The organism is Actinokineospora enzanensis DSM 44649 (assembly GCF_000374445.1).
GTDB lineage: Bacteria > Actinomycetota > Actinomycetes > Mycobacteriales > Pseudonocardiaceae > Actinokineospora > Actinokineospora enzanensis.
The window spans coordinates 96071-120681 of record NZ_KB894417.1; the positions used below are offsets into that span (position 1 = coordinate 96071).

At 71.8% G+C, this 24611-nt stretch carries 25 protein-coding genes; 11 read left to right on the forward strand and 14 right to left on the reverse strand.

Features of this window, described 5'->3' with window-relative positions:
* Positions 1–63: 63 nt before the first annotated feature.
* From C503_RS0118825 to C503_RS39925, 3 genes are read left to right on the forward strand one after another with little or no spacing between them, the layout of a single operon-like run.
* On the forward strand, positions 64–846 hold the full coding sequence (locus tag C503_RS0118825) for a TetR/AcrR family transcriptional regulator (RefSeq protein ID WP_018683775.1): 783 nt from the start codon (positions 64–66) through the stop codon (positions 844–846).
* Complete coding sequence (locus C503_RS0118830) at positions 843–1991, forward strand: FAD-dependent oxidoreductase (protein WP_018683776.1); 1149 nt, start codon at positions 843–845, stop codon at positions 1989–1991. Before C503_RS0118825 ends, C503_RS0118830 begins: the two co-directional genes overlap by 4 nt.
* 20 nt (positions 1992–2011) lie before the next feature.
* The gene (locus tag C503_RS39925) at positions 2012–3109 is read left to right on the forward strand and encodes an SDR family NAD(P)-dependent oxidoreductase (RefSeq protein ID WP_018683777.1); all 1098 of its coding nucleotides are present in this window, start codon (positions 2012–2014) and stop codon (positions 3107–3109) included.
* A gap of 187 nt (positions 3110–3296) precedes the next feature.
* Here C503_RS39925 and C503_RS48545 read toward each other — a convergent pair whose 3' ends face one another.
* A complete protein-coding gene (locus C503_RS48545) occupies positions 3297–3425 on the reverse strand; it encodes a hypothetical protein (protein ID WP_018683778.1) in 129 nt (42 codons plus the stop codon).
* A gap of 661 nt (positions 3426–4086) precedes the next feature.
* Here C503_RS48545 and C503_RS0118845 point away from each other — a divergent pair.
* Positions 4087–4707 (forward strand): DUF11 domain-containing protein, encoded by a 621-nt coding sequence (locus tag C503_RS0118845; protein WP_018683779.1) that lies wholly within the window; start codon positions 4087–4089, stop codon positions 4705–4707.
* Between the two features lie 349 nt (positions 4708–5056).
* Positions 5057–5860, forward strand: a complete 804-nt coding sequence (locus C503_RS39930) for a glycosyltransferase family A protein (protein ID WP_018683780.1) — start codon at positions 5057–5059, stop codon at positions 5858–5860.
* Between the two features lie 161 nt (positions 5861–6021).
* On the opposite strand, the gene C503_RS0118855 is transcribed toward C503_RS39930, so the two are convergent.
* Entirely contained in the window at positions 6022–6462 is a 441-nt protein-coding gene (locus C503_RS0118855) for a PLP-dependent aminotransferase family protein (RefSeq protein ID WP_156893321.1), read from the reverse strand.
* Between the two features lie 307 nt (positions 6463–6769).
* On the opposite strand from C503_RS0118855, the gene C503_RS0118865 reads away from it, so the two are divergent.
* The 4 genes from C503_RS0118865 to C503_RS0118880 all read left to right on the forward strand — a co-directional run bounded on the left by C503_RS0118865 (position 6770) and on the right by C503_RS0118880 (position 10374).
* A complete protein-coding gene (locus C503_RS0118865) occupies positions 6770–7558 on the forward strand; it encodes an ArsR/SmtB family transcription factor (protein WP_018683783.1) in 789 nt (262 codons plus the stop codon).
* A gap of 490 nt (positions 7559–8048) precedes the next feature.
* Positions 8049–8678, forward strand: a complete 630-nt coding sequence (locus C503_RS48550; RefSeq protein WP_018683784.1) for a hypothetical protein — start codon at positions 8049–8051, stop codon at positions 8676–8678.
* Complete coding sequence (locus tag C503_RS39935; protein ID WP_018683785.1) at positions 8660–9541, forward strand: S24/S26 family peptidase; 882 nt, start codon at positions 8660–8662, stop codon at positions 9539–9541. The genes C503_RS48550 and C503_RS39935 overlap by 19 nt, the downstream gene beginning before the upstream one ends.
* Entirely contained in the window at positions 9538–10374 is an 837-nt protein-coding gene (locus tag C503_RS0118880) for a LamG-like jellyroll fold domain-containing protein (RefSeq protein ID WP_018683786.1), read from the forward strand. Before C503_RS39935 ends, C503_RS0118880 begins: the two co-directional genes overlap by 4 nt.
* 61 nt (positions 10375–10435) lie before the next feature.
* Here the strand turns inward: C503_RS0118880 and C503_RS0118885 are convergent, their stop codons facing one another.
* The 7 genes from C503_RS0118885 to C503_RS0118915 form a co-directional block, all read right to left on the reverse strand.
* Positions 10436–12031, reverse strand: a complete 1596-nt coding sequence (locus tag C503_RS0118885; RefSeq protein WP_018683787.1) for a dipeptide ABC transporter ATP-binding protein — start codon at positions 12029–12031, stop codon at positions 10436–10438.
* Between the two features lie 219 nt (positions 12032–12250).
* Positions 12251–12529: a hypothetical protein gene (locus C503_RS0118890; protein WP_156893322.1), complete on the reverse strand. Its 279-nt coding sequence runs from the start codon at positions 12527–12529 to the stop codon at positions 12251–12253.
* A complete protein-coding gene (locus C503_RS0118895) occupies positions 12516–14810 on the reverse strand; it encodes an arylsulfatase (protein ID WP_018683789.1) in 2295 nt (764 codons plus the stop codon). Before C503_RS0118895 ends, C503_RS0118890 begins: the two co-directional genes overlap by 14 nt.
* 17 nt (positions 14811–14827) lie before the next feature.
* On the reverse strand, positions 14828–15700 hold the full coding sequence (locus tag C503_RS0118900; protein ID WP_018683790.1) for an ABC transporter permease: 873 nt from the start codon (positions 15698–15700) through the stop codon (positions 14828–14830).
* Positions 15697–16656, reverse strand: a complete 960-nt coding sequence (locus C503_RS0118905) for an ABC transporter permease (RefSeq protein WP_018683791.1) — start codon at positions 16654–16656, stop codon at positions 15697–15699. The genes C503_RS0118900 and C503_RS0118905 overlap by 4 nt, the downstream gene beginning before the upstream one ends.
* The gene (locus C503_RS0118910) at positions 16653–18221 is read right to left on the reverse strand and encodes an ABC transporter substrate-binding protein (protein ID WP_026316460.1); all 1569 of its coding nucleotides are present in this window, start codon (positions 18219–18221) and stop codon (positions 16653–16655) included. Before C503_RS0118910 ends, C503_RS0118905 begins: the two co-directional genes overlap by 4 nt.
* Positions 18218–19441 (reverse strand): ROK family transcriptional regulator, encoded by a 1224-nt coding sequence (locus tag C503_RS0118915; RefSeq protein WP_018683793.1) that lies wholly within the window; start codon positions 19439–19441, stop codon positions 18218–18220. Before C503_RS0118915 ends, C503_RS0118910 begins: the two co-directional genes overlap by 4 nt.
* Positions 19442–19858: 417 nt before the next feature.
* Here C503_RS0118915 and C503_RS0118920 point away from each other — a divergent pair, with 417 nt between their 5' ends.
* Positions 19859–20788 (forward strand): TauD/TfdA dioxygenase family protein, encoded by a 930-nt coding sequence (locus C503_RS0118920; protein WP_018683794.1) that lies wholly within the window; start codon positions 19859–19861, stop codon positions 20786–20788.
* A gap of 49 nt (positions 20789–20837) precedes the next feature.
* Here the strand turns inward: C503_RS0118920 and C503_RS0118925 are convergent, their stop codons facing one another.
* On the reverse strand, positions 20838–21677 hold the full coding sequence (locus tag C503_RS0118925; RefSeq protein WP_211222421.1) for a class I SAM-dependent methyltransferase: 840 nt from the start codon (positions 21675–21677) through the stop codon (positions 20838–20840).
* A 112-nt stretch (positions 21678–21789) separates the two neighbouring features.
* Between C503_RS0118925 and C503_RS46055 the strand changes: the two genes are divergently transcribed.
* Positions 21790–22239, forward strand: a complete 450-nt coding sequence (locus tag C503_RS46055) for a hypothetical protein (protein ID WP_156893323.1) — start codon at positions 21790–21792, stop codon at positions 22237–22239.
* On the opposite strand, the gene C503_RS0118935 is transcribed toward C503_RS46055, so the two are convergent.
* The 4 genes from C503_RS0118935 to C503_RS0118950 all read right to left on the reverse strand — a co-directional run bounded on the left by C503_RS0118935 (position 22155) and on the right by C503_RS0118950 (position 24610).
* On the reverse strand, positions 22155–22658 hold the full coding sequence (locus C503_RS0118935; protein ID WP_018683797.1) for an RICIN domain-containing protein: 504 nt from the start codon (positions 22656–22658) through the stop codon (positions 22155–22157). The genes C503_RS46055 and C503_RS0118935 overlap by 85 nt on opposite strands.
* 229 nt (positions 22659–22887) lie before the next feature.
* On the reverse strand, positions 22888–23751 hold the full coding sequence (locus tag C503_RS39940) for a GbsR/MarR family transcriptional regulator (protein ID WP_018683798.1): 864 nt from the start codon (positions 23749–23751) through the stop codon (positions 22888–22890).
* Positions 23748–23966: a phosphopantetheine-binding protein gene (locus C503_RS47330; protein ID WP_018683799.1), complete on the reverse strand. Its 219-nt coding sequence runs from the start codon at positions 23964–23966 to the stop codon at positions 23748–23750. The genes C503_RS39940 and C503_RS47330 overlap by 4 nt, the downstream gene beginning before the upstream one ends.
* Entirely contained in the window at positions 23963–24610 is a 648-nt protein-coding gene (locus tag C503_RS0118950) for an isochorismatase family protein (protein WP_033400798.1), read from the reverse strand. The genes C503_RS47330 and C503_RS0118950 overlap by 4 nt, the downstream gene beginning before the upstream one ends.
* Position 24611 lies beyond the last annotated feature (1 nt).

Consider the following 24611-nt stretch of genomic DNA (forward strand, 5'->3'; position numbering starts at 1 on the left):
CGTTTGGGCGAACATGTTCGTTACGACCTTGTTCGCGACGAACATGTTCGGCATGATGGTGGCATGACGAAGAGAGACGGGGACGAGACAGGCTTCGAGGCCGCGCTCAAGGCCCACCTGGAGGAGCGCGCGCCGCGCAGCCGTCGGGAACGCCCGGCGAAAGCGGCCTTGAGCAAGGACGCGATCCTCGACAAGACCGTGGAGATCATGTTCCGGGAGGGACTGGGCAAGGTCACCATGCGCAGGCTGGCCCAGGAGCTCGACACCGGCCCGGCCTCGCTCTACGTCTACGTCCGCAATGTCGCCGACCTGCACGCGGCGCTGCTCGACGAGCTGCTGGGCAGAATCGACGACGAGCCCGCGGCGGGCGACTGGCGGGCGCGGCTGGAGGCCCTGCTCGTGCGGTGCACGACGATCCTCTTCGAGCATCCCGAGCTGGCCCGGTCCGCGATCAGCACCCGGCCGTCCGGGGAGCACTACCTGACCCTGATCGAGCGGCTGCTCACCCTGCTGGACGAGGGCGGCGTGCCACCGGGCCAGGCGGCCTGGGGCGTGGACATGCTGCTGCAGTTCGTCACCGCCACGGCCGCCGAACAGTCCACCCGCGACGAGTCCGGCCGCGCCGAGCGGGACTGGGACGAACTGACCCTCGCCCTGCACGGCGTCTCGCCGGACCGCCACCCGCGCGTCGCCGCGCTCGCCCCCGACCTGATCTCTGGCACGCCGCAGGAGCGGCTGACCTGGGGCCTGCGCGCCGTGCTGAACGGAATCCTGCACACCCCGGTCCCGGTGACGGTCACCCCGTCCGCCGGTCGGGACCGGACCACCGAGAGGAACCAGTCATGACCACGCCCGTGCCGCACCACCCCGTCGCGATCGTCGGCGCCGGACTCGGCGGCCTCACACTGGCCCGGGTCCTGGCGGTGCACGGCGTCCACGCCGCCGTGTTCGACCTGGACCCGCACCCCGACGCGCGCGCCCAGGGCGGCATGCTCGACATCCACGAGGAGTCCGGCCAGACCGCGTTGCGCGCGGCGGGTCTGTACGACGGGTTCCGCGCGATCGTGCACCCGGGCGGTCAGGCCACCCGGGTCCTCGACCGGCACGGCGTCGTCCGCCTCGACGAGGAGGACGACGAGAGCGGCGGGCGGCCCGAGGTCGACCGCGGGCACCTGCGCTCGCTGCTGCTGGGCGCGCTGCCGCCGGGCACGATCCGCTGGGGCACCAAGGTGACGGAGGCGCGCCCGCTGGGCGACGGCCGTCATGAGGTCCACCTCGCCGAGGGCGGCGTGTTCACCACCGACCTGCTGGTCGGGGCCGACGGCGCCTGGTCGCGGATCCGGCCGCTGGTCTCCCCCGCCACACCGACCTACGCCGGGGTGTCGTTCGTGGAGATCGACCTGCCCGAGGCCGACCTGCGGCATCCGGGCGGCGCGGCCGTGGTCGGCAAGGGCATGCTCCTCGCGCTCGGCCCCGACCGGGGCTTCCTCGCGCACCGGGAGACCGACGGCAGCCTGCACGTCTACGTGGCGCTGCGGACCGGGCCGGGCTGGCTGGGCGGGGTCGACTTCGCCGACACCGCCGCGGCCAAGGACGCGGTGCTGGCCGAGTTCCCCGACTGGGCGCCGGAGTTGCGCGCCTTGGTCACCGAGGCGGAGGGCGCGCTGGTGCCGCGCACGATCAACGTGCTGCCGGTCGGGCACCGTTGGGACCGCGTGCCGGGTGTGACGCTGCTCGGTGACGCCGCGCACCTGATGTCGCCGTTCGCGGGCGAGGGCGCCAACCTCGCCATGCTCGACGGCGCGGAACTGGGACAGGCCATCGCGGCCGCGCCCGGCGACGTCGAGGGTGCCCTGACCCGGTACGAGGCGGCCATGTTCCCGCGGGCCGAGGCGGCCGCGGCGGAGTCGGCGACCAGCCTCGAACTGTGCTTCGGCGCAGACGCGCCGGAGGGCATGCTCGCGCTGTTCACCGCGGGACAGCCGGGCTGACAAGGACGTCGGGGGCGGCGATGAACACCGAGAGCGTCCCGGGCGAGCGCACCGGGGAGATCAGCGGGCGAACCGATCCCGCCCGCGTGGCGGTCGGGAATCAGGAGAACCGGCGCGGACGCGTCGGTCGGTCGACACAGGGGGACGAGATGACGTGGAACGTGCACCGGCCGCCGCGCGCGGACGGGAAGCGGGTACTGGTCACCGGCGGCAACGCGGGGATCGGGTACTTCGTGGCCGAGCAGCTGGCGGGCGCCGGGGTCGAGGTCGTGCTGGGCTGCCGGGACACGGCCAGGGCCGAGGCGGCGGCGGGGTCGATCCGGGCACGGGTGCCCGACGCGCGGGTCGCCCATGTACGGCTGGACCTCGCCGACCCCGCGTCCCTGGAGTCCTCTGTGGACTCATTGGGGCCGGGCAGGCTGGACGCCGTCGTGCAGAACGCGGGCGTGCTGGTCGACGGTCCGCGCCGGGAGACCGCGGCGGGGCACGAGATGATGTTCGGCACCAATCACCTGGGGCATTTCGCGTTGACGCGCCTGCTGGCCCCGCTGCTGTCGGCCACTCCCGGCAGCCGCGTGGTCGTCGTCGGCAGCATCACCGCCGACTCGGTCCGGCTCGACCTGGACGACCTGGACGACGGACGTGACTTCCGCGCGAAGCGGGCGTACGCGCGGTCGAAACTCGCGCAGATGACGTTCGGCTTCGAACTGGACCGCCGGTTGCGCACGGCGGGGAGCACGGTGTCCGCTGTGGTGGCCCACCCCGGCGGGGCGCTCGACGGGCTGACCCCGGCGCGACCGCCAGTCCACGCACCTGGGCTCGGCGCACGGGCACGGTCGTTGCCAGCGCGAGTTCTGCTGCAGGGCAAGGACTCGGCCGCCTGGCCGGCGGTGCGGGCGGCGCTCGACCCCGAGGTGACGGGTGGACAGCTGTGGGGTCCGCGGGTCTTCGGCCTGCGCGGATTACCCGTGGTCCACCGGGTACGCGCGCACCTGGTGGACCCGATGATCGGCGAACGGCTGTGGGCGGCCAGCGCCGACCTCGTGGGCGGTGAACCGGTCTTCGCCCCGGGCAGGCAGGGCCTCGACGAGCGACAGGAGGTGAGGGACGTTGGCTGATCCGGCCCCAGTATCGACATTCGCCCATGCGGCGCTGGTCTTTGACAAATTCAGAGAGTGTCCGAATATCGGGAGCCGCCACCGTCCGGGTGGGCGGAGAGACGACCCGCCGGTCGACCCGGTTCGCACCTCCGCCCTCCCGGACGACGCGTGATCCACTGGAGCATGCTCCGCCCCGGAGCGCCGGTCAGACCCGGATATCGCTCTGCTGCAGCGGATCGTCGCTGGTGACCGGGACGAGACTGGTCGGCTCCAGCCGCTGCATCCCGACGGCGCCGAGCATCAGCACGAACGGGACTGCGATCGCGATCCACATGGGACGGTCCCCTCTTCCGTAGTCGGTCTGATCCCACCGACCAGATACCCCAGCCCCACGAGACCTACACCGAACGGGTGTCGATGTGGCCTGAGTCACTCATTCGTGGCGGCGTGTCGCGCGAAACACGGCCAGGCCGCCGAGTCTCGATGGTGTTTCCCGCGCTTATCCGCGCCTACCAGGGAATTTCACATCGCACGGCCAGATCCCTTGTCGCGATGGCGATTCGCCACCACGTCCGCGAACGCCGAACCTGTCTCGCCGTCGAACCCGCCCCTGAGCGCGCGGGCAGGCGCGAGATCGGCGACAAAGGGCGGCGGGAGCCGACGTCCACGACCACCGAGCGCGGCCGTGAACCCGGTCGCCACGTCAAGTCGCCGACCCGTCCTCTATATACATCACGGCTATAACCCTACATATAACCCCTCGATGGGTTATAGGCCGAAAACTTTCGCTGAAGCGACGGTGTTGCGCGTTCAGGGTCAGCGGGCAACACGATCGGGTGGCATGACCGTGGGTTTCCCGCGGTGATCCGTATGGTGAGGCCGCACCGCTCGCCGGAAACTCCCGCCCACCAACGAAGTCGGTTCTCGGGGCCGGGGAATTCCCGCCGACCGCAAGCAGGGCGAGCGCAGGAGTTCGATGTGGTCGAGGAGATGACGTGATAGCCACCGCAGTCCTGTCCGCCGTCCTGCTCGCGGCCGCGCCCATCGAGGGCGACAGCGGCGCCGCGATCGACATCGCTTCCGAGACAGGGGCGGACGCCGACGCGGGCGTGCCCCGGTTGAGCATCGCGGTGGACAACGCGCACCTCTCGGCCGTGCCGGGTGACCGGCTCGCCTACACCGTGACCTTGCGCAACCTGGGCACCACGGACGTGACCGGGCTGGAGATCACCCAGAGCGTGCCGAGCGGCCTGCGGTTCGACGCCGCCGAACCGGCGGGCACCACCGCGGCCTCGGCGGTCACCTGGAACGTCGACCTCGCGCCCGCCGGGCAGGCGGTCTTCCACTCGACCATGACCGTGGTCGACTCGGACGTCGACCGGGACCGGCTGGCCACGGTGGCCTGCGCGCACGCGGGTGACGACGGGCCGCCGCTGGTGTGCGCGGCGCACTCGGCGCGGATACCTGTCGAGGTGGCATCCGCCAAGGACTCCTGGGTCACCCGCAACCGCTGGTACTTCGCGGGCGGCGTGATCGCGGCCGCGGGTGCCGCGCTGTTCATCCGCCGCCGGATGTCGAGCCGGGACCCGGAGGACGTCGAGGAACCGACCATCTGATCCGATCGTGGTGATTTCCCCACGATGCGCGCGCCATTTTCGCCGACCCTGCACAATAGGGGTGTGAATTCACCGCCTCCACACGGTGCGTGACGACCGGCGCGGGTGACCGAACCCACTTGTCGCAATCTCGCCGAGGCGACCAGGCACGATGCGTACCGGGTCGGTAAATGATTCATCCCGCACCGCCCGGAATGTCCCACGACAGCCCCTCCAATGGCCCAGTCCGGCCCCCGGCGACGGCCGACGGTGACCCGCGGAACCTTTTCCCGGAGTCGGTAACAATGGGATGAGCACGACGATCCTCACGATGTCGCGCGCCAGGTCGGGCTAACCTGAGGGGGACCAGATGGACGTCGTTGTGCCCGCGCACAACGAGGAGCACGGCATCACCGCGTGTCTCGACCGACTCGCGGCGGCCACCGAGGTGACACGGATCGTCGTGGTCGTGAACGGGAGCACGGACCGCACCGAGGAATTGGCGAGAAAGCACTCCAGCAGGCCGGACGTCATTGTCGTGGAGCAGCCCGGCAAAGTCGGCGCACTGAACGCGGGAGACGCCAGGTGCAGCGGTTTCCCGCGCGCCTACCTGGACGCGGACGTCGAGCTCGACGGCGCGGCACTGGACGCGCTGGCGCGAGCCGCCCGGGGCGGGGACGCCGAGGCCGCCGTGCCGACCGCGCGGATCGACCTGACCGGGGCGTCGTGGCCCGTACGCCGCTACTACGCGGTCTGGCAACGGCTTCCGGCCGTGCACCGCTCCTCCGCGGGGCGCGGGGTCTACGTGCTCGAACGCGCCGCGCATGATCGGCTGTTCCCGCTGCCCGCGGACCTGATCAACGACGACGGCCATGTCAGCGGGCAGGTGCCGCGGCGCGTGGTGGTGGCCGACGCGGTGGTCGTGGTGCGGGCGCCGCGCGACGTGCGGAGCCTCGTGCGGCGTCGGCGGCGGGTGCACCACGGCAACACGCGGCTCTCCCGGCCGGGCGCCCCGGCCACCGGGTTGTCCACCGTGTTCGGGTTGCTGCGCACTCGGCAGGCTTATGTCGCGGACGTCGCGGTGTTCCTGCTGGTGACATTGTTCTCGCGGCTGGCGGTGGCCGCGCGGCGCGGGCCGGTCGACTGGGGAACGGACAAATCGACACGCGACTGATATTCGACCCGCGGCTTCGCCGCGCCAGCTCCCCACGGTCGTCGAGGTTTCTCATAAAGGAAGCGAACCTCGCGGGGTGACATTTCCCGGTTGCTTTCCCGTACCCGAGTCGCCACTTCCGTGGCCCAGCGATCCGGGCTGGGCCACGGGGCGCGGGGCGATCAGGCGAAACCGCAGTCGGCGAACGGGGTCTCGGCCAGCGCGACCGCCGCGCGGAACAGGTCCGCCTGCGGTTCGCCCGCGTCGAAGGCGTCATAGGCGTACAGGTCGGCGACGAACGCGCCGATCCGTTCCTGGGTGGTCGAGGCCATCAGGAACACGTGGGCCAGATGCCGGATGCTGCCGTCGTCGCCCGGCCGCATGCGCATGCTCACCGTGGACACTGACCACTTGGCCACCAGCCGCGCGCTTGGCCTGCGGAACCGCACGGTGATCGCCAGTGGGGTGCGGTCGACGAACAGGCTGTCCTCGTTGAACTCGGCCTTGCGGTAGGCCTCGACCTTCGCCAGCTGTCCGACCAGATAGGCGACCATCCGCTGGGAGTGCGTGGCCATCGAGATCCGCCGGTCGTCGGGGTGCTGGGCGATGTTGTCCCACAGCACGATCAGCGAGAACCCGTTGCGGGACCCGGCGAAGGTGGTGTCCAGCGAGCCGATGTAGGGACTTCACCCCGGATGCTGGACGGGCGGCTCTCGACCTGGGTCATGTCGGTCTTCCTTCCGTCGATGGGGGCAGGCCCCCGGACAGGCGCGCCCACACTCGGCCTACCGAAGGCGGGCGGCGGGCTGAATCCCCGGGCCGGGGACTCCACCCGCCCTGGTGCCGCAACGACTCGGGTGGGTTTACATGCAGCCGCCCGGGTGCCTATGCTGAACATGCAGCCGATTGGCTGCATGTCGGAGGAGCGGGATGGACGAGGTGTTCCGGGCGCTGGCCGACCCGAGCAGGCGCAGGCTGCTGGACTCGCTCAACGCACACGACGGGCAGACCCTGCGGGAGCTGTGCACCGGGTTGGCCATGGCACGGCAGTCGGTGAGCAAGCACCTGGCCGTGCTGGAGGCAGCGAACCTGGTCACCACGGTGTGGCGCGGCCGGGAGAAACTGCACCACCTCAACGCCGAGCCCGTGAACGCGATAGCCGACCGCTGGATCAGGCAGTACGACCGCGGGCGCGTGCGCGCGCTGGCGGATCTGAAACGAGCACTGGAGCTACCCATGGCGGACGAGTTCGTCTACACCACCTACATCGCCACCACGCCCGAGCGGCTGTGGCAGGCGCTGACCGAGCCCGCGTTCACCCGCCAGTACTGGGGGGTGGAGTTCACCTCAGATTGGACCCCCGGCGCGCCGATGACGTGGCTGGAGAACGGCGTCACGATCACCGACCCGGCACAGGTGGTGCTGGAGGCGGACCCGCCACGGCGGCTGTCCTACACCTGGCACACCATCACCGACGAGTGGCGCGACTCGCACGGGTTCGACCACGCCGAGGCGGCCGCGCTGGCCGCCGAGCCCCGGTCGCGGGTCTCGTTCGAGATCGAGCAACTGGGCGAGCGGGTACGGCTCACCGTGACGCACGGCGACCTCGAACCGGGCGGACAGCTGCTCGCGGGCGTCAGCCACGGCTGGCCGGAGATCGTGGCGAGCCTGAAGTCGCTGCTGGAGACCGGGCGGGCGCTGCCGGTCCGACAGGGATAGGGCGCCCGGACGCGTTGCCCCCGGAGTGAACCCGGGTGACAACCGAGTCGCTCTCGTCCGGACCGCATAGTGGTACCTGTGACTCCGGAGATATGGTTAACTCTTATGGCACGCACTCATAGCGCGATCGGGTGGTGACACCCCGTCGACACATTCGTTGCGTGATTAACCAATCGGCCAACTTCACCCATACCGGTGACGCGAGGCTGTTTTAGGGGACAAAGACATACAGAGAGTGTGATTCGCACTCGCCGAGGGCGCTCAGGCCGCGCAGGGGACGCGCACAGGGCCGCAGAGTGCCACGGAGCGTCCTATCGGGACGCCGCACACCCACTCGATCCGGCGGCGCTGTCCGTCATGCGGGGCAAACTCGATCGTGTCTGCGCATAAGAAGTCGCTCACAGTCCGCGATGGACAGTCAGGGGCTTCCGCGCACACCTCGCGTCCCCGCAACCGGCAGTCCCCGCCGGGTCGAGAAAGGGTTGGACCCATGGCCACGGTTTCACGGCGTCGCTCGCGTAGCGACCGCAAGGCGGCCCTCATCGTGCTCGCGGGCGGCCTCGTCGGCACCACCCTGCTCGCGCTGGCCCTCACCGGCTCCCTGTCCGCGTTCACCGCGGCCATCACCAACACCACCGACACGGTCGCCACCGGCTCGTTGGTGCTGCGGGAGACCGACGGCACCAACACCTGCACCAGCACCAGCTCGTCGACCAACGCCGCCAACTGCGCCACCATCAACAAGTACAGCGGTTCCACCCTGCTGCCCGGCGGCTCGGCCACCAAGACCGTGACCCTGGCCAACGACGGCACCATCACCCCGGCGACCTTCACCCTCACCCCGGGCTCGTGCAGCCAGTCCGGCTCGGTCAGCGGCATCACGCCCGCCTCGGACTTCTGCGCCCAGGTGACCCTCAAGATCTACGCCGCGGCCACCGCCACCGGCTCCCCCATCTACAACGGCACGCTGTCCGCGTTCAGCAGCCCGGTCACCCTGAGCGCGCTGGCCCCGTCGTCGACCCAGCCCTACACGTTCGTGGTGAGCCTGCCCTCCTCGCTGGGCAACAGCTACATGGGCCTCACCGCCTCGCAGCCGCTCACATGGACGTTCAGCTCCTGATCCGGGTTCGGGCGCTGGTCGCGAGCCAGCACCCGGAGCGGCGCGGTCGACACCGCGCCGCTCTGGTCCGCGCGCACGGGCACACGCTGACCGTGCTGGCCACGCTGCTGCTGGTCGGGGTGATCGTGGCACTGTCGTGGCGGGTCACCGGCGGACGGTGGCTGTCGGTGGACACCCCCTCGATGGGGGAGGCGGCGCCGGTCGGCACGTTGGTGCTGACCCGCCCCACGCACATCGCCGACCTGCGGGTCGGCGATGTCATCTCGTTCACCCCGGCGGGCGGCGGGCAGATCCACACCCACCGGGTCATCCGGCTCTCCAGCGACGCCGCGTACACCAAGGGCGACATCAACGGGGCGCTGGACCCGTCGCCGGTGCGGGACGCGGACCTGGTCGGCAAGGTGGTGGCACGCTGGTGGGGGCTGGCCTGGCTGATCAAGGCCCTGCCGTTCCTCATCCCGGGCTGCGCGCTGGTGTGGCTGCTCACCCGCTGGGCGGGCGCGCGGTGGCGAACGGCGCTGCGGCTGGTGGGCTACCCGATCGTGCTGGCCGTGGCGATCGTGGCGCTGCGGCCGCTGGTGAGCGCCACGCTGCTGACGACCATGGGCGGCGAGGACGGGACCCGCGCGACCGTGGTGGCCACCGGGATCCTGCCGGTGCGCGTGCAGACACCGGACGGCGTGTTCGCCGACCTGCACGCGGGCCAGGTCGCCGACCTGCTCAGCAAGGCCGCCGACGACCACGGCCGGGTGCCGATCGCCATCGACGCGCACATGCCGTGGCAATGGTGGACAGTGTGTCTGGCGCTGTGCGCGGTGCCGCTGCTGGTGGCGGTGTACCGATTGCGGAGGCTGCGGTCGTGAAGTCCGGGCGGAGGCTGGCGGTCCTGGCGGTCGTGCTGGTGGCGGTCGCCTACCTGGGCACGAGCTCGACCATCAGCGGCTACCTGGCCAGGCTGGTGAACACCACCGACACGGTCAGCTCGGCCCCGCCGGACTGCCACACCATGCCGAAGGCCGACGGTGCCACCCGCCTGTACCCGCTGAACGAGACCAGCGGTACCACGGCCGTCGACGAGTCCCCCAGTGCCGCCAACGGCGTCTACCAGGGCGGCCGCCAGTCCACGATGGCCTCCGGATACCCGTGCACGCGCAACGCGGAGAACAACGCCCGCGTGGACCAGACACACTGGATCTCCACCTCCGGCACCATCAGCATCAGCCCGACCACCAGCAGCAGCCAGGAGGCGTGGTTCCGCACGGTCAACAGCCAGGGCGTGATCTGCGGCTTCGGCAACACCCAGACCGGCTCCTCCACCACCAAGTCCCTGCTGCTCAGCGTCACCAGCACCGGACGTCTCGCCTACCTGGTCGCGGGCACCACGAGCTACGAGCTGGTCAGCAACTTCTCCGTCAACGACGGTGCCTGGCACCACGTCGTCGGTGTGCACGACTCCACCTTCGGCGTGCGCGTCTACTTCGACGGGACCCTGCTGATGTCGCAGAGCGGCGCCCACCCGTCCGCGTTCACCGCGTACTACCGGATCGGCTACGAGAACACGAGCGGGTTCACCAACGGGTTCGGCACCGACCAGTCCCTGGCCCATTTCTGGGACAACCTGGCCTTCGTCGCCTACTACCCCTTCGCTCTGAGCGCGGCCGAGGTGACCGGCCACTACCAGGCAGGCGGCCACTGACGCCGCCGACGGCACGGGGCCGGTGGGCTGCTGGAGACGGTCAGGGCGCCGGGGCGTGGGGTCAGGTGACCGGGACGGCCTCCCGGGGGTGGGTGTGCCGGGTGCGCTGGGCGGTCGGATCCGGGATGGGGACGGAGTCGACCAGGCGGCGGGTGTAGGGCTGGGTCGGGGTGCGGAGGACCTCGTGGTGCGGGCCCTCCTCGACCACCGTGCCTCGGTGCAGGACGGCCACGCGGTGGGCGAGGGTGTCGACCACGGCAAGGTCGTGGCTGATGAACAGGCAGGCGAAGCCGAGGTCGCGCTGCAGGTCGGTGAGCAGCGCGAGCACGGTGGCCTGCACCGAGACGTCGAGGGCGCTGGTGGGCTCGTCGGCGATGATCAGGCGCGGGTCGAGGGCCAGGGCGCGGGCGATGCCGACGCGCTGGCGTTGGCCGCCGGAGAGTTCGCGGGGGCGGCGGCGGGCGTAGCCGGTGGGGAGGCGGACGGCGTCGAGCAGGTCGGCGACGCGTCGGCGGTAGGCGGTGCCGGTGGCCGTCCTGTGGACGCGCAGGGGCTCGCCGACACAGTCCTCGATGGACAGTCGGGGGTCGAGGGAGCCGCCCGGGTCCTGGAAGACGAAGCCGATCGCGCGGCGGATGGCGCGGTCGCGGGGGTCGCCGTCGAGGACGGTGACCGTGCCCGCGTCCGGGCGCAGCAGGCCCGCGGCGACCTTGCCGATGGTGGACTTGCCGGAGCCGGACTCGCCGACCAGACCGACGACCTCGCCCTGGCGGACGCGCAGGTCGACCCGGTCGACGGCGACGAAGTCCCGGTAGCGCACCACGACGCCGTCCAGGCGCAGCGCGTCGGTGGGGGTGTCGTGGGCGGGGGCCGGGGGTCGATGGCCCAGGCGGGGGACGGCGGCGAGGAGCTCCCGGGTGTAGGCGCGGGTGGGGGCGGCGAACAGGTCGTGCACGGGGGCCTGCTCGACCAGTCTGCCGCGGTGCAGGACGGCGACGCGGTCGGCGAGGTCGGCGACGACGCCCATGTTGTGGGTGATCAGCAGGATGGCGGCGCCCAGGCGGTCGCGCAGGTCGCGCAGCAGGGCGAGGATCTCGGCCTGGACGGTCACGTCGAGGGCGGTGGTGGGCTCGTCGGCGATGATCAGGCGCGGGTCGTTGGCCAGCGCGAGGGCGATCACGACCCGCTGCTTCTGGCCGCCGGACAGTTGATGTGGGTAGAAGCGGACGCGGGTGGCCGGGTCGGGGATGCCGACCAGGTCGAGCAGTCGGACCGCCTCCTGCCTGGCCTGCTCACGGGTCAGGTCGCGGTGGGCGCGCAGGACGGCGGCGAGCTGCCTGCCGACCGTGTGCACGGGGTTGAGCGCGGTCGACGGCTCCTGGAACACCATCGCGATCTCCCGGCCGCGTACTCGTCGCAGCGACTCCTCGTCGGCACCGAGGAGCTCCCGCCCGTCGAGCCGGACGCTGCCGCCGGTGGACGCGGTGGCGGGCAGGAGGCCGAGGATCGCGCGGGCGGTCACCGACTTGCCGGAGCCGGATTCCCCCACCACGGCGACGATCTCGCCCGCGCCCACCGTGAAGTCGATCCCCCGCACGGCGGGCGCGCCGCCGAAGGACACCTCCAGCCCGCTGACCCGCAACACCTCAACGCTCATCGTGACGCTCCTCCCCCGGCTTCGCGGTCGAGTCCCGTGGCCTTGCCCTGCCGGGGATGGTCGCCGCGTCACTGCCGGATTTCCCTGTCAGAGCAGGGATCTCTCGTTCTCTCACTGCGAAACGGTGTACTCGTACGGCGGATGCCCTGGCCGAGGGCACCGGCGGTCCTGCCCGCCGCGCTTCATGACTCGTCACGTGGGCAGGGGCGCTGGTCGTGATCATCGTCCCGATACCCCGGGGTCGGGGTGTCGCGGCTCGGGGGTATCCCTGCGTCGGGCGTGGTGGTGCGCGAGCGTGGTGTCCGCGAGGCCGGGGTAGTGCGGGGTCGGCGTGGTGGACAGCATCCTCGGTGTCGCGTCGAACAGGCCCGGGGCGGGGGTCACGACGCCTGCCGATGGCCAGAGCTCCTCGACCGGGAGCAGGTCGATCATCCCCACGTGCAGGCCCCACGGGCGTGGACCGACCACAGTGGACGGGAGTCGGTCAGTCGTAGACACGTTCGGCCTCCGCCCACAGGCGGGCCAGCAGGGCCGGGTCGTAGTCGGCCTGCTTGCCGGGTTCGTAGCGGACGTGGTGCAGGGTGCCGGTGAACGGGAAGGCGCGTTCGCGGGTGTGCAGGTCCCAGTCGACCGGGCCGCCGCGGTCGGCCGCGACGCTGATGCCGGTGAACGGGGCCAGGCCGATCATCTGCGGGACCGGGCCGAGCTCGGCGGTGGCCGTGCCGGTGTCCAGGACGAGGTTCCAGCGGAACTCCGCCAGTGCCTCGGCGGTGAGGCGGATCTCGGCCGGGCCGGGCCCCAGCGGCACCGGGCCGGGGCGGTGGACCTCGCCGTAGGCGTTGTAGGTGAGGTGGGCGGCGCCGTCCTCGATGTAGACGACGTAGCCGCCGCCTTGGTCGCCGTGGGCGAACAGGACGCCGCGATCACCGGCCGCGAGGTCCACGGAGGCCACTACGGTGAAGTCGCGGAACTGGATGAGCTGGGCGGAACGATAGCGCTCCAGCAGGGGCGTGCCCGGGTAGAGCGTGACGGGGCGTTCCAGGCGTTCGTCCGCGGGCCTGCGCAGGTGGGCGGCGGGGGTGTGGTCGTTGAGCGGGAACACCGTGTTGTGCCAGGCGGCGTGTTCCCAGGCGGCCGCGAGCTCGGCCAGCTTCCCCGGGTGCGCGGCCGCCACGTTCGTGGTCTCCGTGGGGTCCTCGGCGACGTGGTAGAGCTCCCATTCGCTGTCGCTGTAAGGGGTTCCGGGGCGGTGGCGGGTGACGATCTTCCAGCCGTCGGCGTAGTAGCCGCGGTTGCCACCGGTCTCGGTGTACTGGGTGGTGTGCGCGCTGTCGGCCGACGGGTCGCGCAGTAGCGGCACCGCGCTCACGCCGTCCTGTTCGGCGGCGGTCACACCGTGCCGGGTGTCCAGGCGCGGTACCCCTGCCAGTTCCAGCAGGGTGGGGGCGACGTCGGTGACGTACACGTACTGGTCGCGTAGACCGGATTCCAGACCGGCGGGCCAGTGCACGATGAACGGGGTGCGCACGCCACCCGCGTAGGTGTCGAACTTGTACAGGCGGAACGGGGTGTTCGAGGCCTGTGCCCAGCCGCGCGGGTAGTGGATGGTGGTCTGCGGGCCGCCCAGCAGGTCCAGTTCGCGTTCGACGTCGCGGTTCCAGTCGGCGGGGACGCCGGGCACGTGCACGAACTGGCTGAAGTAGCTGCGGGTGCCCGCCGGGCCGCCCTCGGCCGTGGCGCCGTTGTCCGAGGTGAACACAATGATCGTGTCGTCCAGTTCGCCGTGTCTGCGCAGGGTTTCCACGATCCTGCCGACGCTCTGGTCCACGTTGTCCAGGGCCGCCGCGTAGACCTCCATGTAGCGGGCGAACAGCTCCTGCCGCTCGGGCGTCAGGTCCGACCACGGCGGGACGTCGCTGCCGGGTTCGCTGTTGCGCGGCGGCAGCGCCGTGCCGGGCGGGAACAGGCCCTCGGCGAGCTGCTTGGCGAAGCGGCGTTCGCGGATCACGTCCCAGCCCTCGGCGTAGCGGCCGCGGTAGCGGGCCAGGTCGCTGGCCTTGGCGCCGAGCGGGCCGTGCATGGCGTGGTGGGCGAAGTAGAGCAGGAACGGCTTGTCCGGGTCGCTCGCGCGCAGGGTGTCGATCATGCGGGTGGCGCGGTCGGTCAGGTCGTCGGTGAGGTAGTAGCCGTCCGGGAAGTCGCCGTCGTAGGGGCTGTTGTCCCAGACCAGGCGGTGTGGGTGGTGCAGGTTCGTAAGGCCTTCGAGACTGCCGAAGTACCGGTCGAAGCCGCGTTGCAGCGGCCAGGAGGCGCGGTCGGCGGCGTCGTGGCTGGCGGCGTCGCGGGTGAGGTGCCATTTGCCGACGGCGAAGGTCGCGTACCCGGCGGCACGCAGCGACTCGGCGAGCGAGGGGGCGTCGTCGGGCAGCTGGAATGAGTAGGCGGGGTAGCCGGGGTCGGAGTTGGCCGGGACGGCGAAGCCCGCGCGGTGCGGGTTGAGGCCGGTGAGCAGGGCCGCGCGGGACGGCGAGCAGAGCGGCGTGGTGTGGTAGTTGGTGAGTCGTAAGCCGCCCGCGGCGAGCGCGTCCAGGGCGGGGGTGGCGATCTCGCCGCCGAACGGACCGATGTCGGCGTAGCCGAGGTCGTCGACAAGGATCACGACGATGTTGGGGCCGCTCGCGCGCCGCTCCGCGGGCCAGCCGGGGCGGGACCCGGCGAAGGTGCGGCCGACGGTTCCGGTGAAGCCCGCGTAGCCCCGGGCGTGGTCGGGGAGTGTCATGGCGTCGTCCTTCGTGGTCAGGTGCCGCGGGCGGCGTTGGCGGCCTGGGCGATCGACTGGAAGCCCAGCACGAGCACGGCGGTCACCGCCAGGGGGCCGAGGGCGAAGAGCGGGTTGAGGTCGAGGTAGTGCAGGGACGTTGTCAGCACCGCGCCGAGCGACGGTTCGGGTGGGCTGACGCCGATGCCGAGCACGCTCATGGCGCCCTCGATGAACACCGCGACCGACATGGACAGTGCGAGTTGGACCAGTACCGGCTCCAGCGAGTTGGGCAGCACGTGCACGCGTAGCACATGTCCCTTGCCCGCGCCGACGACCTGGGCGGCGGTGACGAACGGGGACTCCCGGACCCGCAGCACGGCGGTGCGCAGCAGCCTGCCGAAGATCGGGATCTCCACGCTGACGACCACGATCATCACCGACAGCGTCCCCGGGCCGAGCACGGCGGCGAGGCCGATGGCCAGGATCAGCTGTGGGAAGGCGAGCAGCACGTCGAACAGCCGCTGCACGGCGATGTCGAGCGTGTTGTTGACCGTGGCCATGGCGCCGACCGCACAGCCGATCAGCGCGCCGACGGGGACCGCGACGAAGCTGATCAGCAGGTCCACGCGGATGCCGGAGAGCAGCCGGGCGAGGATGTCGCGGTTGAGGTCGTCGGTGCCCAGCGGGTGCGCGGCCGACGGGCCGAGCAGGTTGGCGCCGGGGATCTGCTGGTAGGGGTCCCAGGACACGAACAGCGGGCCGAGCAGCCCGGCGGCCACGACGAGGCCGACCAGGACCAGTCCGACGAGGCCCTTGCCGCGCCGGAAGGTCCCGGGCCGTCGCGGGACGGCGACCTCGGGAGCGTCGGGGGTCTCGGGGATCTCGGCGGAGTCGAGGGTGGCGGTCATGACGTGGCTCCCAACCGGATGCGTGGGTCCAGCCAGGCGTGCACGACGTCGGTGAACAGCTGGACGAGGACGAACACCGCGACCGACAGCATCAGCAGCACCTGCACCAGCGGGTAGTCGCGCCGGGTGATGCCCTGCTCCACCAGCAGTCCCAGTCCTGGCCAGGCGAAGATGGACTCGACCAGTACCGCGCCGCCGAGCAGGGCGCCCGCCTGCAGGCCGAGCGTGGTCACCGCGACCGGCAGGGCGCCGCGCAGCGCGTGGCCAAGGACGATGTCGCGGCGGCGTACGCCCGCGGCGCGGACGGTGGTCACGTAGTCCTGGCGGAGCTCGCCGCGCAGGGTCTCGGCCAGGAAGCCGGTGAGCACGCCCGCCACCGGCAGCCCCAGGCACACCGCGGGCAGCACGAGGTACTGGGCGGTGATGTCGAGGCGGTCGAACATGCCGTCGGGTGGCACTCCCCCGGTCGGCAGGACGCGGAACACCACGCCGAACACGATGATCAGCACGACACCGGTGACGAACGTGGGCAGCGCGACGGCGGCGGTGTGGAAGGCGGTCAGGGCCCGGTCGACCCACCGGCTGCGGGTGGCCGCCCACAGCGGGCCGAGCAGCAGCGCGACCAGCACCGCGATGACCAGCGCGGCCAGGGTCAGCACCACGGTGTTGCCCAGGCCGTCGCCGACCAGCTCGGCGATGTCGCCGCCGATCAGGTAGGAGCGGCCAAGTTCGCCGGTGAGCAGGCCGCCCAGCCAGTGCAGGTACTGCCCCACCAGCGACCGGTCCAGCCCCAGGTCGTGCCGGATCGCGGCGACGACCTCGGGCGGCGCGTCCGGGCCCGCCAGCACCGCCGCCGCGTCCCCGGGGATCGCGCGGATCACCAGGAAGATCAGCACAGAGGCGAGGAACAGCACGAGCAGCGCCGACGGGGCGCGGCGGAGCAGGTAACGGCTCATGCCAGGAACGCCTTGCTCAGGTCGAGCTCACGGCGGCGGGACCAGTCGACGCCGTGCAGGGTGTCGCGGACCACGATCTGCTCGAACACCACGGCGATCTCGGCGAGGAACGTGCCGTCGAGGAGCTGCTGGGACAGTTCCCGGTAGGCGGCGGTCGCCTCGGCGCCGGTGCCACTCGGCAGCTGCCAGGCGTTCTCGGCGGCCGCGGTGTAGGCCGGGGAGCTGAAGTGCGAGGAGTTGCGGCGGGCGTTGAACGGGTAGGCGCTGACGGTCAGCGTGGACGGGGTGAACTGCGCCCAGGAGTGGTTGGTCGCCCACAGGCCGGGGAACTGGGCACCGATCAACTGCTTGACGAACTGGGTGGAGTCCACCGGGGTGAGCTGCACCGTGATGCCCGCCTCGGCCAGGTTGTTCTGCACGATCTGCGCGGTCGTGGCGGCCACCTGGTCGTTGCCGACGTAGGCGAGCGGGATCTCCGGCACCGGCCTGCCGTACTCGGCGAGCAGCGCCTTGGCCTTGGCCACGTCGTGCCGGTAGCGGCCGTCGAGCTGCGGGTCGTAGGCGGGGCTGGTGCGCGGCCAGGGCAGCGACACCGGGTAGCCCTTGTCCCGGTAGACCTCCTTGACGATCCGCTCCTTGTCCAGCGCGTAGGCCACGGCCTGCCGGACGCGCGGGTCGTCGAGGCCGGGCGAGGTGACGTTGACGCCCACGTAGGCCTGCAGCTCGGCGCCCTCCAGCGGGATCGCGGCGACGCCACCGCCCGCGGTGGCGGACTCGGCGTCCCGGTAGCCCACCCCGCGGGCGAGCTGGACCTGGCCGGACTTCACGGCGGCGACCAGCGACTGGCTGTCCGGGATGACCCGCACGTGCACGCCGTCGAGGTAGGGCGCGCCGCCCCAGTAGTCCAGGTTGCGGGTGAACCTGAGATCGGTGTTGGGGCGCCAGGCGTCGAACACGAACGGGCCGGTGCCGACGAACCTCTTGCCGGTGCCGATGTCGGCCGCGGTCGCCGAGTCGATGATCGGCACCGTGTCCAGCAGGTCGAACAGGTTGCCGACCGGGTGTTCCAGGTGCAGCACGACCTGGTCGGGGGCGGGCGTGTCCACGGCGGTGATCACCTTGGCGGTGCTCGCCAGCTGGCCGTTCCACTTGGGGTCGGTGTAGGAGGCGAGGGAGAACTTCACGTCGGCCGAGGTGAAGGCCCGTCCGGTGTGGAACTTGACGCCCTGGCGGAGCGTGAGGGTGAGGGTGCGGCCGCCGTCGGTCGCGGCCCACTCGGTGGCCAGCCGCGGCGCGGGGGTCAGGCTCTTGCGGTCGTAGCGGACCAGCGTGTCGTAGACCAGGCCGACGACGGTGGTGATCGAGACGTTGCTGTTGGTGAACAGGTTGGCGGGCACCAGGTCGAGGTTGACGCCGAGCTCGGCCACCCCGCCCGCCCGCGGTGCCGCCGAGGCCCCGCCGGACCGGGTCTGGGCGTCCACCGCGGACTCGCAGGCGGTCGCGGTGAGCAGCAGCGCGGCCGCCGCGAGGGCGCGGAGCACGGGACGTCTGGGGACTGCGTTCATCGGGCGGAGGCCTTTCGTGCGGTGTGGTCCGGTCGGGCGTTCGGCGGCCGGACGGTGTCGAGCAGGTCGAGCGGGTGGTCGAAGAGCCGGTTGAGCAGGCCGGTGCAGGCGGCGGTGGCCTGCAGGGTGGGGCCGAAGCGGGTGACCGAGACGATGTCGGTGCCGGGCAGGGTCGTGGTGGTGGCGAAGGCGTGCAGCAGGTCGGGCAGCCGTTCGGCCGGGTCGGTGATGGCCTGCCCGCCGAGCACGACCCGGTCGGGGTTGAGCGCGTCGCGCAGCAGGCCGACGGCGCGGCCGAGCGCGGTGGCCCGGTCGGTGAGCAGCCGGGTCGCGCGCGGGTCGCCCGCGCGGGCGGCGTCCCGGACCAGCCGGATGTCCGGTTCGGCGACCACGCCGTCGCGGGCGGCCGTCTCGGCGATCGTGCGGTCGGCGACCGTGACCTCCAGGCAGCCGGTGTCACCGCACGGACATCGGGCGTCGCCGCCGATCGGCAGGTGCGCGATGCTGCCCCCGCCGCCGGGGCCGCGGTGCAGCACGCCGTCCACGGACAGGGCGATGCCGACGACCTCGCGGGCGTAGAAGTACAGCAGGCTGGACACCCGCGGGCCCCAGCCGAACAGCAGCTCGGCATTGGCCATGGCGGCGACGTGCCCGTCCAGGTGCACGGGGTAGCCGGTGGCGCGGCGCAGCAGGTCGGCGGCGGGCACCCGGTGCCAGCCGAGCCGGTCGTGGTCGAGCAGGCCGCGCTCGGCGTCGACCAGGCCGCCGCTGGCCAGGCCGATGCCGACCACGGCACGGCGCGGCCAGCGGCGCAGGAACGCGCGGACCTTGCCCGCGATGTGCGCGAGCACGTCCTCGGCGCTGCCGCCGGGGGTCGGGATCTCCTCGGAGTCCAGCAGCGTGCCGCGCAGGTCGGCCAGGCCGTAGGTGACGGTGCTGACGCCGATGTGCACGCCGCAGGCGGCGTACAGGGTGTCGTCGAGGTGGATGGGCACCCGGGGCCGCCCGATGGCGCCCGCGGGCACCAGCTCGGGGAACTCGCGCAGCAGGCCCAGCTCGATCAGCCGCGCGACCTGCCTGCTCACCGTGGGCATGCTCAGCCCGGTGTGCTCGCCGATGGCCGCGCGCGAGAGCGGGCCCTCGCGGCGGATCACGGCCAGCACGGCGGCGGCGTTGGCGGCCCGCACGCCGGGGCGGCTGGGACGCGGGATGTCGGGCACGGCGGGCCTTTCCGGGCAGGGGTGCGTGATCGGAGTCGCCGGGACACGGCTGTTCGGGGCATGGCTGTTCGGGGCATGGCTGTTCGGGGCACGGCGGTATCGGGCGGGTGGTGTCCAGGGCATGGCTGTGGAACCCGCTTTTGTTCGGGCGGGCAAGGAAGTGGGTGGCGGAGCCCCGACGGCGGCGGGCTCGGGCGGAGGCGAAGTGGATCAACGACAGCGGCGCACAGGGGAAGAGTCGTTGTGTCCACACGGGATGTCAACGGCGTCCGGGATATGGAATGTCGAGGGTCACTTAATTTCAGTGCTTGACGGAAGCTTGTTGGTCGCGCGGCGGCGTTCGTAGGTTCACGGAGCGGGCCGGTGCCCGCCCTCTCGCCGCGGTCGCGGCACCCGCCCCAGGAAAGGAACGCTTCCGTGAGCTCGTCCGTGCAGAGCCCTTCCCAGACCGAGGTGTCGGTCGTCCAGCTCGGTTCCCACGTCGGCGCCCGGGTCGACGGCGTCCGGCTCGGCGGCGACCTGTCGCCGGAGGCCGTGGCCGCCGTCCGCGCGGCCCTGTTGAAGCACAAGGTGATCTTCTTCCGCGACCAGGGACACCTGGACGACGCGGGGCAGCTGGCGTTCGGCTCGCTGCTGGGCGAGGTGACCCTGGCGCACCCGACTGTGCGCGGGGTGGCGAACGCGAACATCCTGCCGATCGACTCCGAGTACGGCAAGGCCAACAGCTGGCACACCGATGTCACGTTCGTGGACCGGGTCCCGGCGGTGAGCATCCTGCGCGCGGTGCACCTGCCCCCGTACGGCGGGAACACGGTGTGGGCCAACACGGTGGCGGCGTACGAGGCGCTGCCGCTGTCGCTGAGGGCGCTCGTGGACGGGTTGTGGGCGGTGCACACCAACGCCTACGACTACGCGGCGAACATCGACGAGCTGCGTATCGGCGGCGTGGACGTCAAGACCGAGCAGTACCGCAAGGAGTTCCAGTCCGACCTGTACGAGACCGAGCACCCGGTGGTGCGCGTGCACCCGGAGACAGGCGAGCGTTCGCTGCTGCTGGGCCACTTCGTGAAGCGGCTGGTGGGGGTGTCCTCGACCGAGTCGCAGGCGCTGTTCCAGCTGCTGCAGAACCGGGTCACGCGGCTGGAGAACACCGTGCGCTGGCAGTGGCGGGACGGGGACGTGGCGATCTGGGACAACCGGGCGACGCAGCACTACGCGGTCGCCGACTACGACGACCTGCCGCGCAGGCTGCACCGGATCACGCTGGCGGGCGACGTGCCGGTGAGCATCGACGGCACGCGCAGCGTGGTACGCCAGGGTGACGCCTCGCACTTCTCCGCGGTCTGACCGGGCACCGCCCCGAGTCCGATGTGGACTCGGGGCGGGCTCGGCGGGATCAGCGGGGTCGGCGGGCGTGGGCCAGGGCGAGCAGGGCCATGGGTCGGAGGCTGTCGGTCCGCGGCCAGTACCCGGGGGCCGCGTCGGCGAGGCCGAGGTCACGGATGTCGGCGAATCCGTGTCGGCTCAGGGTTTCCCGGAGCTCGCCGGGGGTGTATTGGCTCAGCCATGGTTCGCCCTGCTCCCCGGCGGCCTGCGCGACGGCTCGGGCGTACATCTCGCCCTGGGCGTCACGCAGGTGAGCGGGAAGGATGTAGTCGAGGATCAGCTCCACGCGACCGAGCGCGGCGATCCGGCGCAGTGTCCGGGAAACGGCGTCACGGGTGAGGTACATGGTCACGCCGAGCCAGCTCATGACGGTGGGCAGGTTCGGGTCGTGTCCGGCGTCGCGCAGGTTCGCGGCGAGGTCGTCGGCGGTCAGGTCCATGGGGACGAACCGGGCGCGCGACTCCAGTCCGGCGTCGGCGATGGCCTTGCGCTTCCACAGCTGGGTGTCGGGCAGGTCGACCTCGAACACGGGGATGTCGTCGTGGCGCAGTGCGAAGGTGTCCAGGCCCGCGCCGAGGATCACGTACTGGACCGCGCCCGCGTGCTCCGTGTCGGCCAGGTCCCGCACGCGGTTCTCGGCGTACCGGGCGCGGACGACGGTCTGCGCGCGGGCCGCGGCGAGGATGGGGTGGTCGCCGTGTGCGCGGTGGTAGGCGATCAGTTCGTGGGCCCGGTCGCCGAGCAGCCGCGCAGCGAGATCGTCGTGGAGAATATGGGGTTCGTGGTCGACCTCTAGGTGCGCGGCCCGCGCGGCGGCGGCCAGCAATGCGGTCTGACTGGGATTCGGCACGGTTTCGACGATAACCCGACTTCCGTACATTATATCATAATAGGAAATCTTTCATAAGGGACGCGGAACAACGATTCGCTTTCGTCGGTCCTGGGCGGTGAGCGGTGTGGCGATGTCCTCCAGGTTCGCCTGTTCCGTCGCCGGTCTCCACCAGGCCGCCGGACAGCAGTGGGCCGAGCGCGCCGCCCACGAACGGCCACACCAGGGGCCGGCGCTGTTCGTCGGACAGGCGTTTCTCTACAACGGCGTGACGTTCAACCTGGGCACGTTCTTCAGCACCTTCTACGGCATCTCCTCCACGACCGCGCCCACCACGGTGACCTCCAGCCCGTCCGGCAGCCGGACGGTGCCCGGCCCGGCGATCACCCGCCAGTGGAACCGCGACCACGGCAGCCGGTCCAGCCGGGCGGGCACCTTCGTCTCGATCGTCCCCACGCCCGCCACGGAGGAGGTGGTCCCCGTCCGCGGCCCGGTCGATCAGGCCGGGGCGGCCTCGTCCGGCCACGGCACGCTCCAGCGCTGGCCGTCGATGGTCGGGTCGCAGGGCTGGAGGCCGACGTAGGCGCCCGCGGCCCACACGCACCAGTCGCGGTCGTCGGGTCCCTGGGCGGCGCGGAGCACGTAGACGTTGTCGCCCTGCATGTCGGGCCACCAGACCTGGGTGCGGTCCACCTCGTCGCACCGGGCCACGAGGACGTCGGCGTCGTCGTGGGTCAGGCACCAGTCCCGGTCGGCGGTCGAGATCCAGGCCTGGCCGTTGGTGAGCCTGCCGATGCGCCAGATCTGCCTGGCGTGGTCGGCGCGGCAGGCGTCGTTGGTGACCTGTGCCGGTTGGGCGGGGCGGGTCAGGCAGGTGGCGCCGGAGGTCGAGCGGATGAGGATGTCGTCGCCCGGCGGGAGGGCCTGGGCGGTGGTGGTGAGCAGGGCGGTGCCGAGCAGTGCCGTGCCGAGCAGGGCGGGGGTGGTGTGGCGAGGTCGCATGAGGGGTCCTCTCGCGTGCGTCCCGTCGGTCGGGGCGTCCACGTCGGACATTGCCGCCAGCGGTCGGCATCCCGTACCCACCCCACCCGGCCGGTGGGACATCTCACCCGATCGAGCGACCGCGTCGGCGCGAGTCCCCGTCACCGCATCGGGCTTCCGAAGCGGGCGATCCCGTTCCGGCCGGGACTCGGACCGCAGGCCGATGAAGTGTGCGGACGATCCGGGCGGGCTAGCCGCGCAGGGCGTCGCGCTGGGCCTGGGTGAGGCGGGCGGTGTGGGCGGTGACCGTGCAGGTGTCGCCGTCCTGTTCCAGGACCAGCGGATCCGTGAGTCCGGGGTTGTCGATCGCGACGTCGATGGCCGCGCGGACCCGGGAACCTGGCCACCCCAGTGCCTCGGCGAGCTTGCCCGCGCTCAGCCCCGAGCCCACGTGGAGCAACGCGGCCAGCACCGTCCGGGTATCGCCGCGCACCATCCCGGTGGGTTTCCCGATCATCCCGCGGGTCAGCCGGTCCAGGATCCGGGCGAGATCGTCCAGCCGCGCCCCGGCGGGGGTGTCGAGCCCGAACAGCCGTGCTCCCTGGTGGTCCGCCTCCGCCCAGGCCACATCGGTCCGGGCGGAGGCGGACCAGGCGCGGGTCCACATGTCCGCGCCGACCGCGTAGCGCTCCCGCCGTCCACTCCGATCCCGGTCGACGAGATCCATACTCTCCAAATAGGACATTGCTTTCGACACAGAGGCCGGACTGGTCCGCAGCAGGCCGGTCAGCTCGGCCGCGGTCAGGCCGTTGTCGCTGACGAACAACGCGACCAGGACCCGGGAAGCGGCGCGTGGCAGGCCGATGTCCTCGGTCAGCCGGGTGAACCGATCCGTGAACTCGCGGACGGCCGCGCCCATGTCGGGTTCGGGCGCGGGAGGCGGGTGCGGGCACCGTCGGGCGCGGCACTGGGTCGCGGCGGTGGCGTGGTCGGCGCGGTAGCCGGTCGCGTGGCCATTTCGGGCCACTTCCCGGCTGACCGTGGAGGTCGACCCGGGCGAGGTGCCGATGCGCCGGGAGTCGCTCATCCACGGCGTCACGGCGCTGCCCGTCACCTGGTGACGAGCCTCGACCAGGCGCCGACGGTGGGGTTCTCGGCCAGGTCTGCGAAGCTGACCTGGACGCCGCGTTCCCGCCAGGCCTCGATGAGGGTCATCACCCGGATGGAGTCCAGGCCGTGGTCGAGGAGGTTGTCGTCGTCGGCGATGTCGGCGGGCGGGATCTCCAGGAGCTCGGCGACGCGCGCGCGGACCTCGTCTGCGGTGGTCACGAGATGCCTCCGGTGAGCTGGTCGATCAGTCGGGACGTGGTGAGCGTGGTGGCGCAGCGGGTCGCCGCGTAGCGCAGGGCCATGGCGTGGTCCTCGGCGGAGAAGTCGGCCACCGCGTCGGCCACCAGGAACGGCTCGATGTCGCGCATGAACGCGTCGGCTGCGGTCATCAGGCAGCCGATGTGGGCGTAGATGCCGCACACGATCAGCTGGTCGCGGCCGTGGTCGTGGAGCAGGTCGACCAGCCCGGTGCGGTGGAAGGCGTTGTAGCGCCACTTGGTCAGCGTGATGTCGGTGCCGCCGGGAGCCAGCTCGGCCAGGATGGCGGCGTCGGCCGGGTCCGGGCCGACGCCGTCGCCCCACATGTCCTGCTGCAGGCCGCGCTGGTCGCGGGTCTGGCCGCCGGGCTGGGCGGAGATCACCACCGGCACGCCGAGGCGGCGGCAGGTCTCGCGCAGGGCTCGGATGTTGGCGACCAGGTCGGTGACCGGGGCGGCGGTGCGGTCGAACGCGCGCAGGAAGTGGTTCTGCATGTCGTGCACGAGCAGCACGGCGCGGTCCGGGTGCGGGGTCCACTCGACCCGGTTCTTGGGCAGCTCGGCCGCGGTGGGCATCGGGTAGGGGGCGATCGTGGGCAGGCCCATG

Excerpts from the sequence above, each read along its gene's own strand:
- C503_RS39935 (WP_018683785.1), top strand. The coding sequence starts at position 8,660 with ATGGACGTTCAGCTCCTGATCCGGGTTCGGGCGCTGGTCGCGAGCCAG.
- C503_RS39925 (WP_018683777.1), top strand. The coding sequence starts at position 2,012 with ATGAACACCGAGAGCGTCCCGGGCGAGCGCACCGGGGAGATCAGCGGG.
- C503_RS46055 (WP_156893323.1), top strand. The coding sequence starts at position 21,790 with ATGTCCTCCAGGTTCGCCTGTTCCGTCGCCGGTCTCCACCAGGCCGCC.
- C503_RS0118865 (WP_018683783.1), top strand. The coding sequence starts at position 6,770 with ATGGACGAGGTGTTCCGGGCGCTGGCCGACCCGAGCAGGCGCAGGCTG.
- C503_RS0118910 (WP_026316460.1), bottom strand. The coding sequence starts at position 18,221 with ATGAACGCAGTCCCCAGACGTCCCGTGCTCCGCGCCCTCGCGGCGGCC.
- C503_RS0118900 (WP_018683790.1), bottom strand. The coding sequence starts at position 15,700 with ATGACCGCCACCCTCGACTCCGCCGAGATCCCCGAGACCCCCGACGCT.
- C503_RS0118950 (WP_033400798.1), bottom strand. The coding sequence starts at position 24,610 with ATGGGCCTGCCCACGATCGCCCCCTACCCGATGCCCACCGCGGCCGAG.
- C503_RS48550 (WP_018683784.1), top strand. The coding sequence starts at position 8,049 with ATGGCCACGGTTTCACGGCGTCGCTCGCGTAGCGACCGCAAGGCGGCC.
- C503_RS48545 (WP_018683778.1), bottom strand. The coding sequence starts at position 3,425 with ATGTGGATCGCGATCGCAGTCCCGTTCGTGCTGATGCTCGGCGCCGTC.
- C503_RS0118905 (WP_018683791.1), bottom strand. The coding sequence starts at position 16,656 with ATGAGCCGTTACCTGCTCCGCCGCGCCCCGTCGGCGCTGCTCGTGCTG.
- C503_RS39930 (WP_018683780.1), top strand. The coding sequence starts at position 5,057 with ATGGACGTCGTTGTGCCCGCGCACAACGAGGAGCACGGCATCACCGCG.
- C503_RS0118885 (WP_018683787.1), bottom strand. The coding sequence starts at position 12,031 with ATGAGCGTTGAGGTGTTGCGGGTCAGCGGGCTGGAGGTGTCCTTCGGC.
- C503_RS0118935 (WP_018683797.1), bottom strand. The coding sequence starts at position 22,658 with ATGCGACCTCGCCACACCACCCCCGCCCTGCTCGGCACGGCACTGCTC.
- C503_RS0118895 (WP_018683789.1), bottom strand. The coding sequence starts at position 14,810 with ATGACACTCCCCGACCACGCCCGGGGCTACGCGGGCTTCACCGGAACC.
- C503_RS0118825 (WP_018683775.1), top strand. The coding sequence starts at position 64 with ATGACGAAGAGAGACGGGGACGAGACAGGCTTCGAGGCCGCGCTCAAG.
- C503_RS0118830 (WP_018683776.1), top strand. The coding sequence starts at position 843 with ATGACCACGCCCGTGCCGCACCACCCCGTCGCGATCGTCGGCGCCGGA.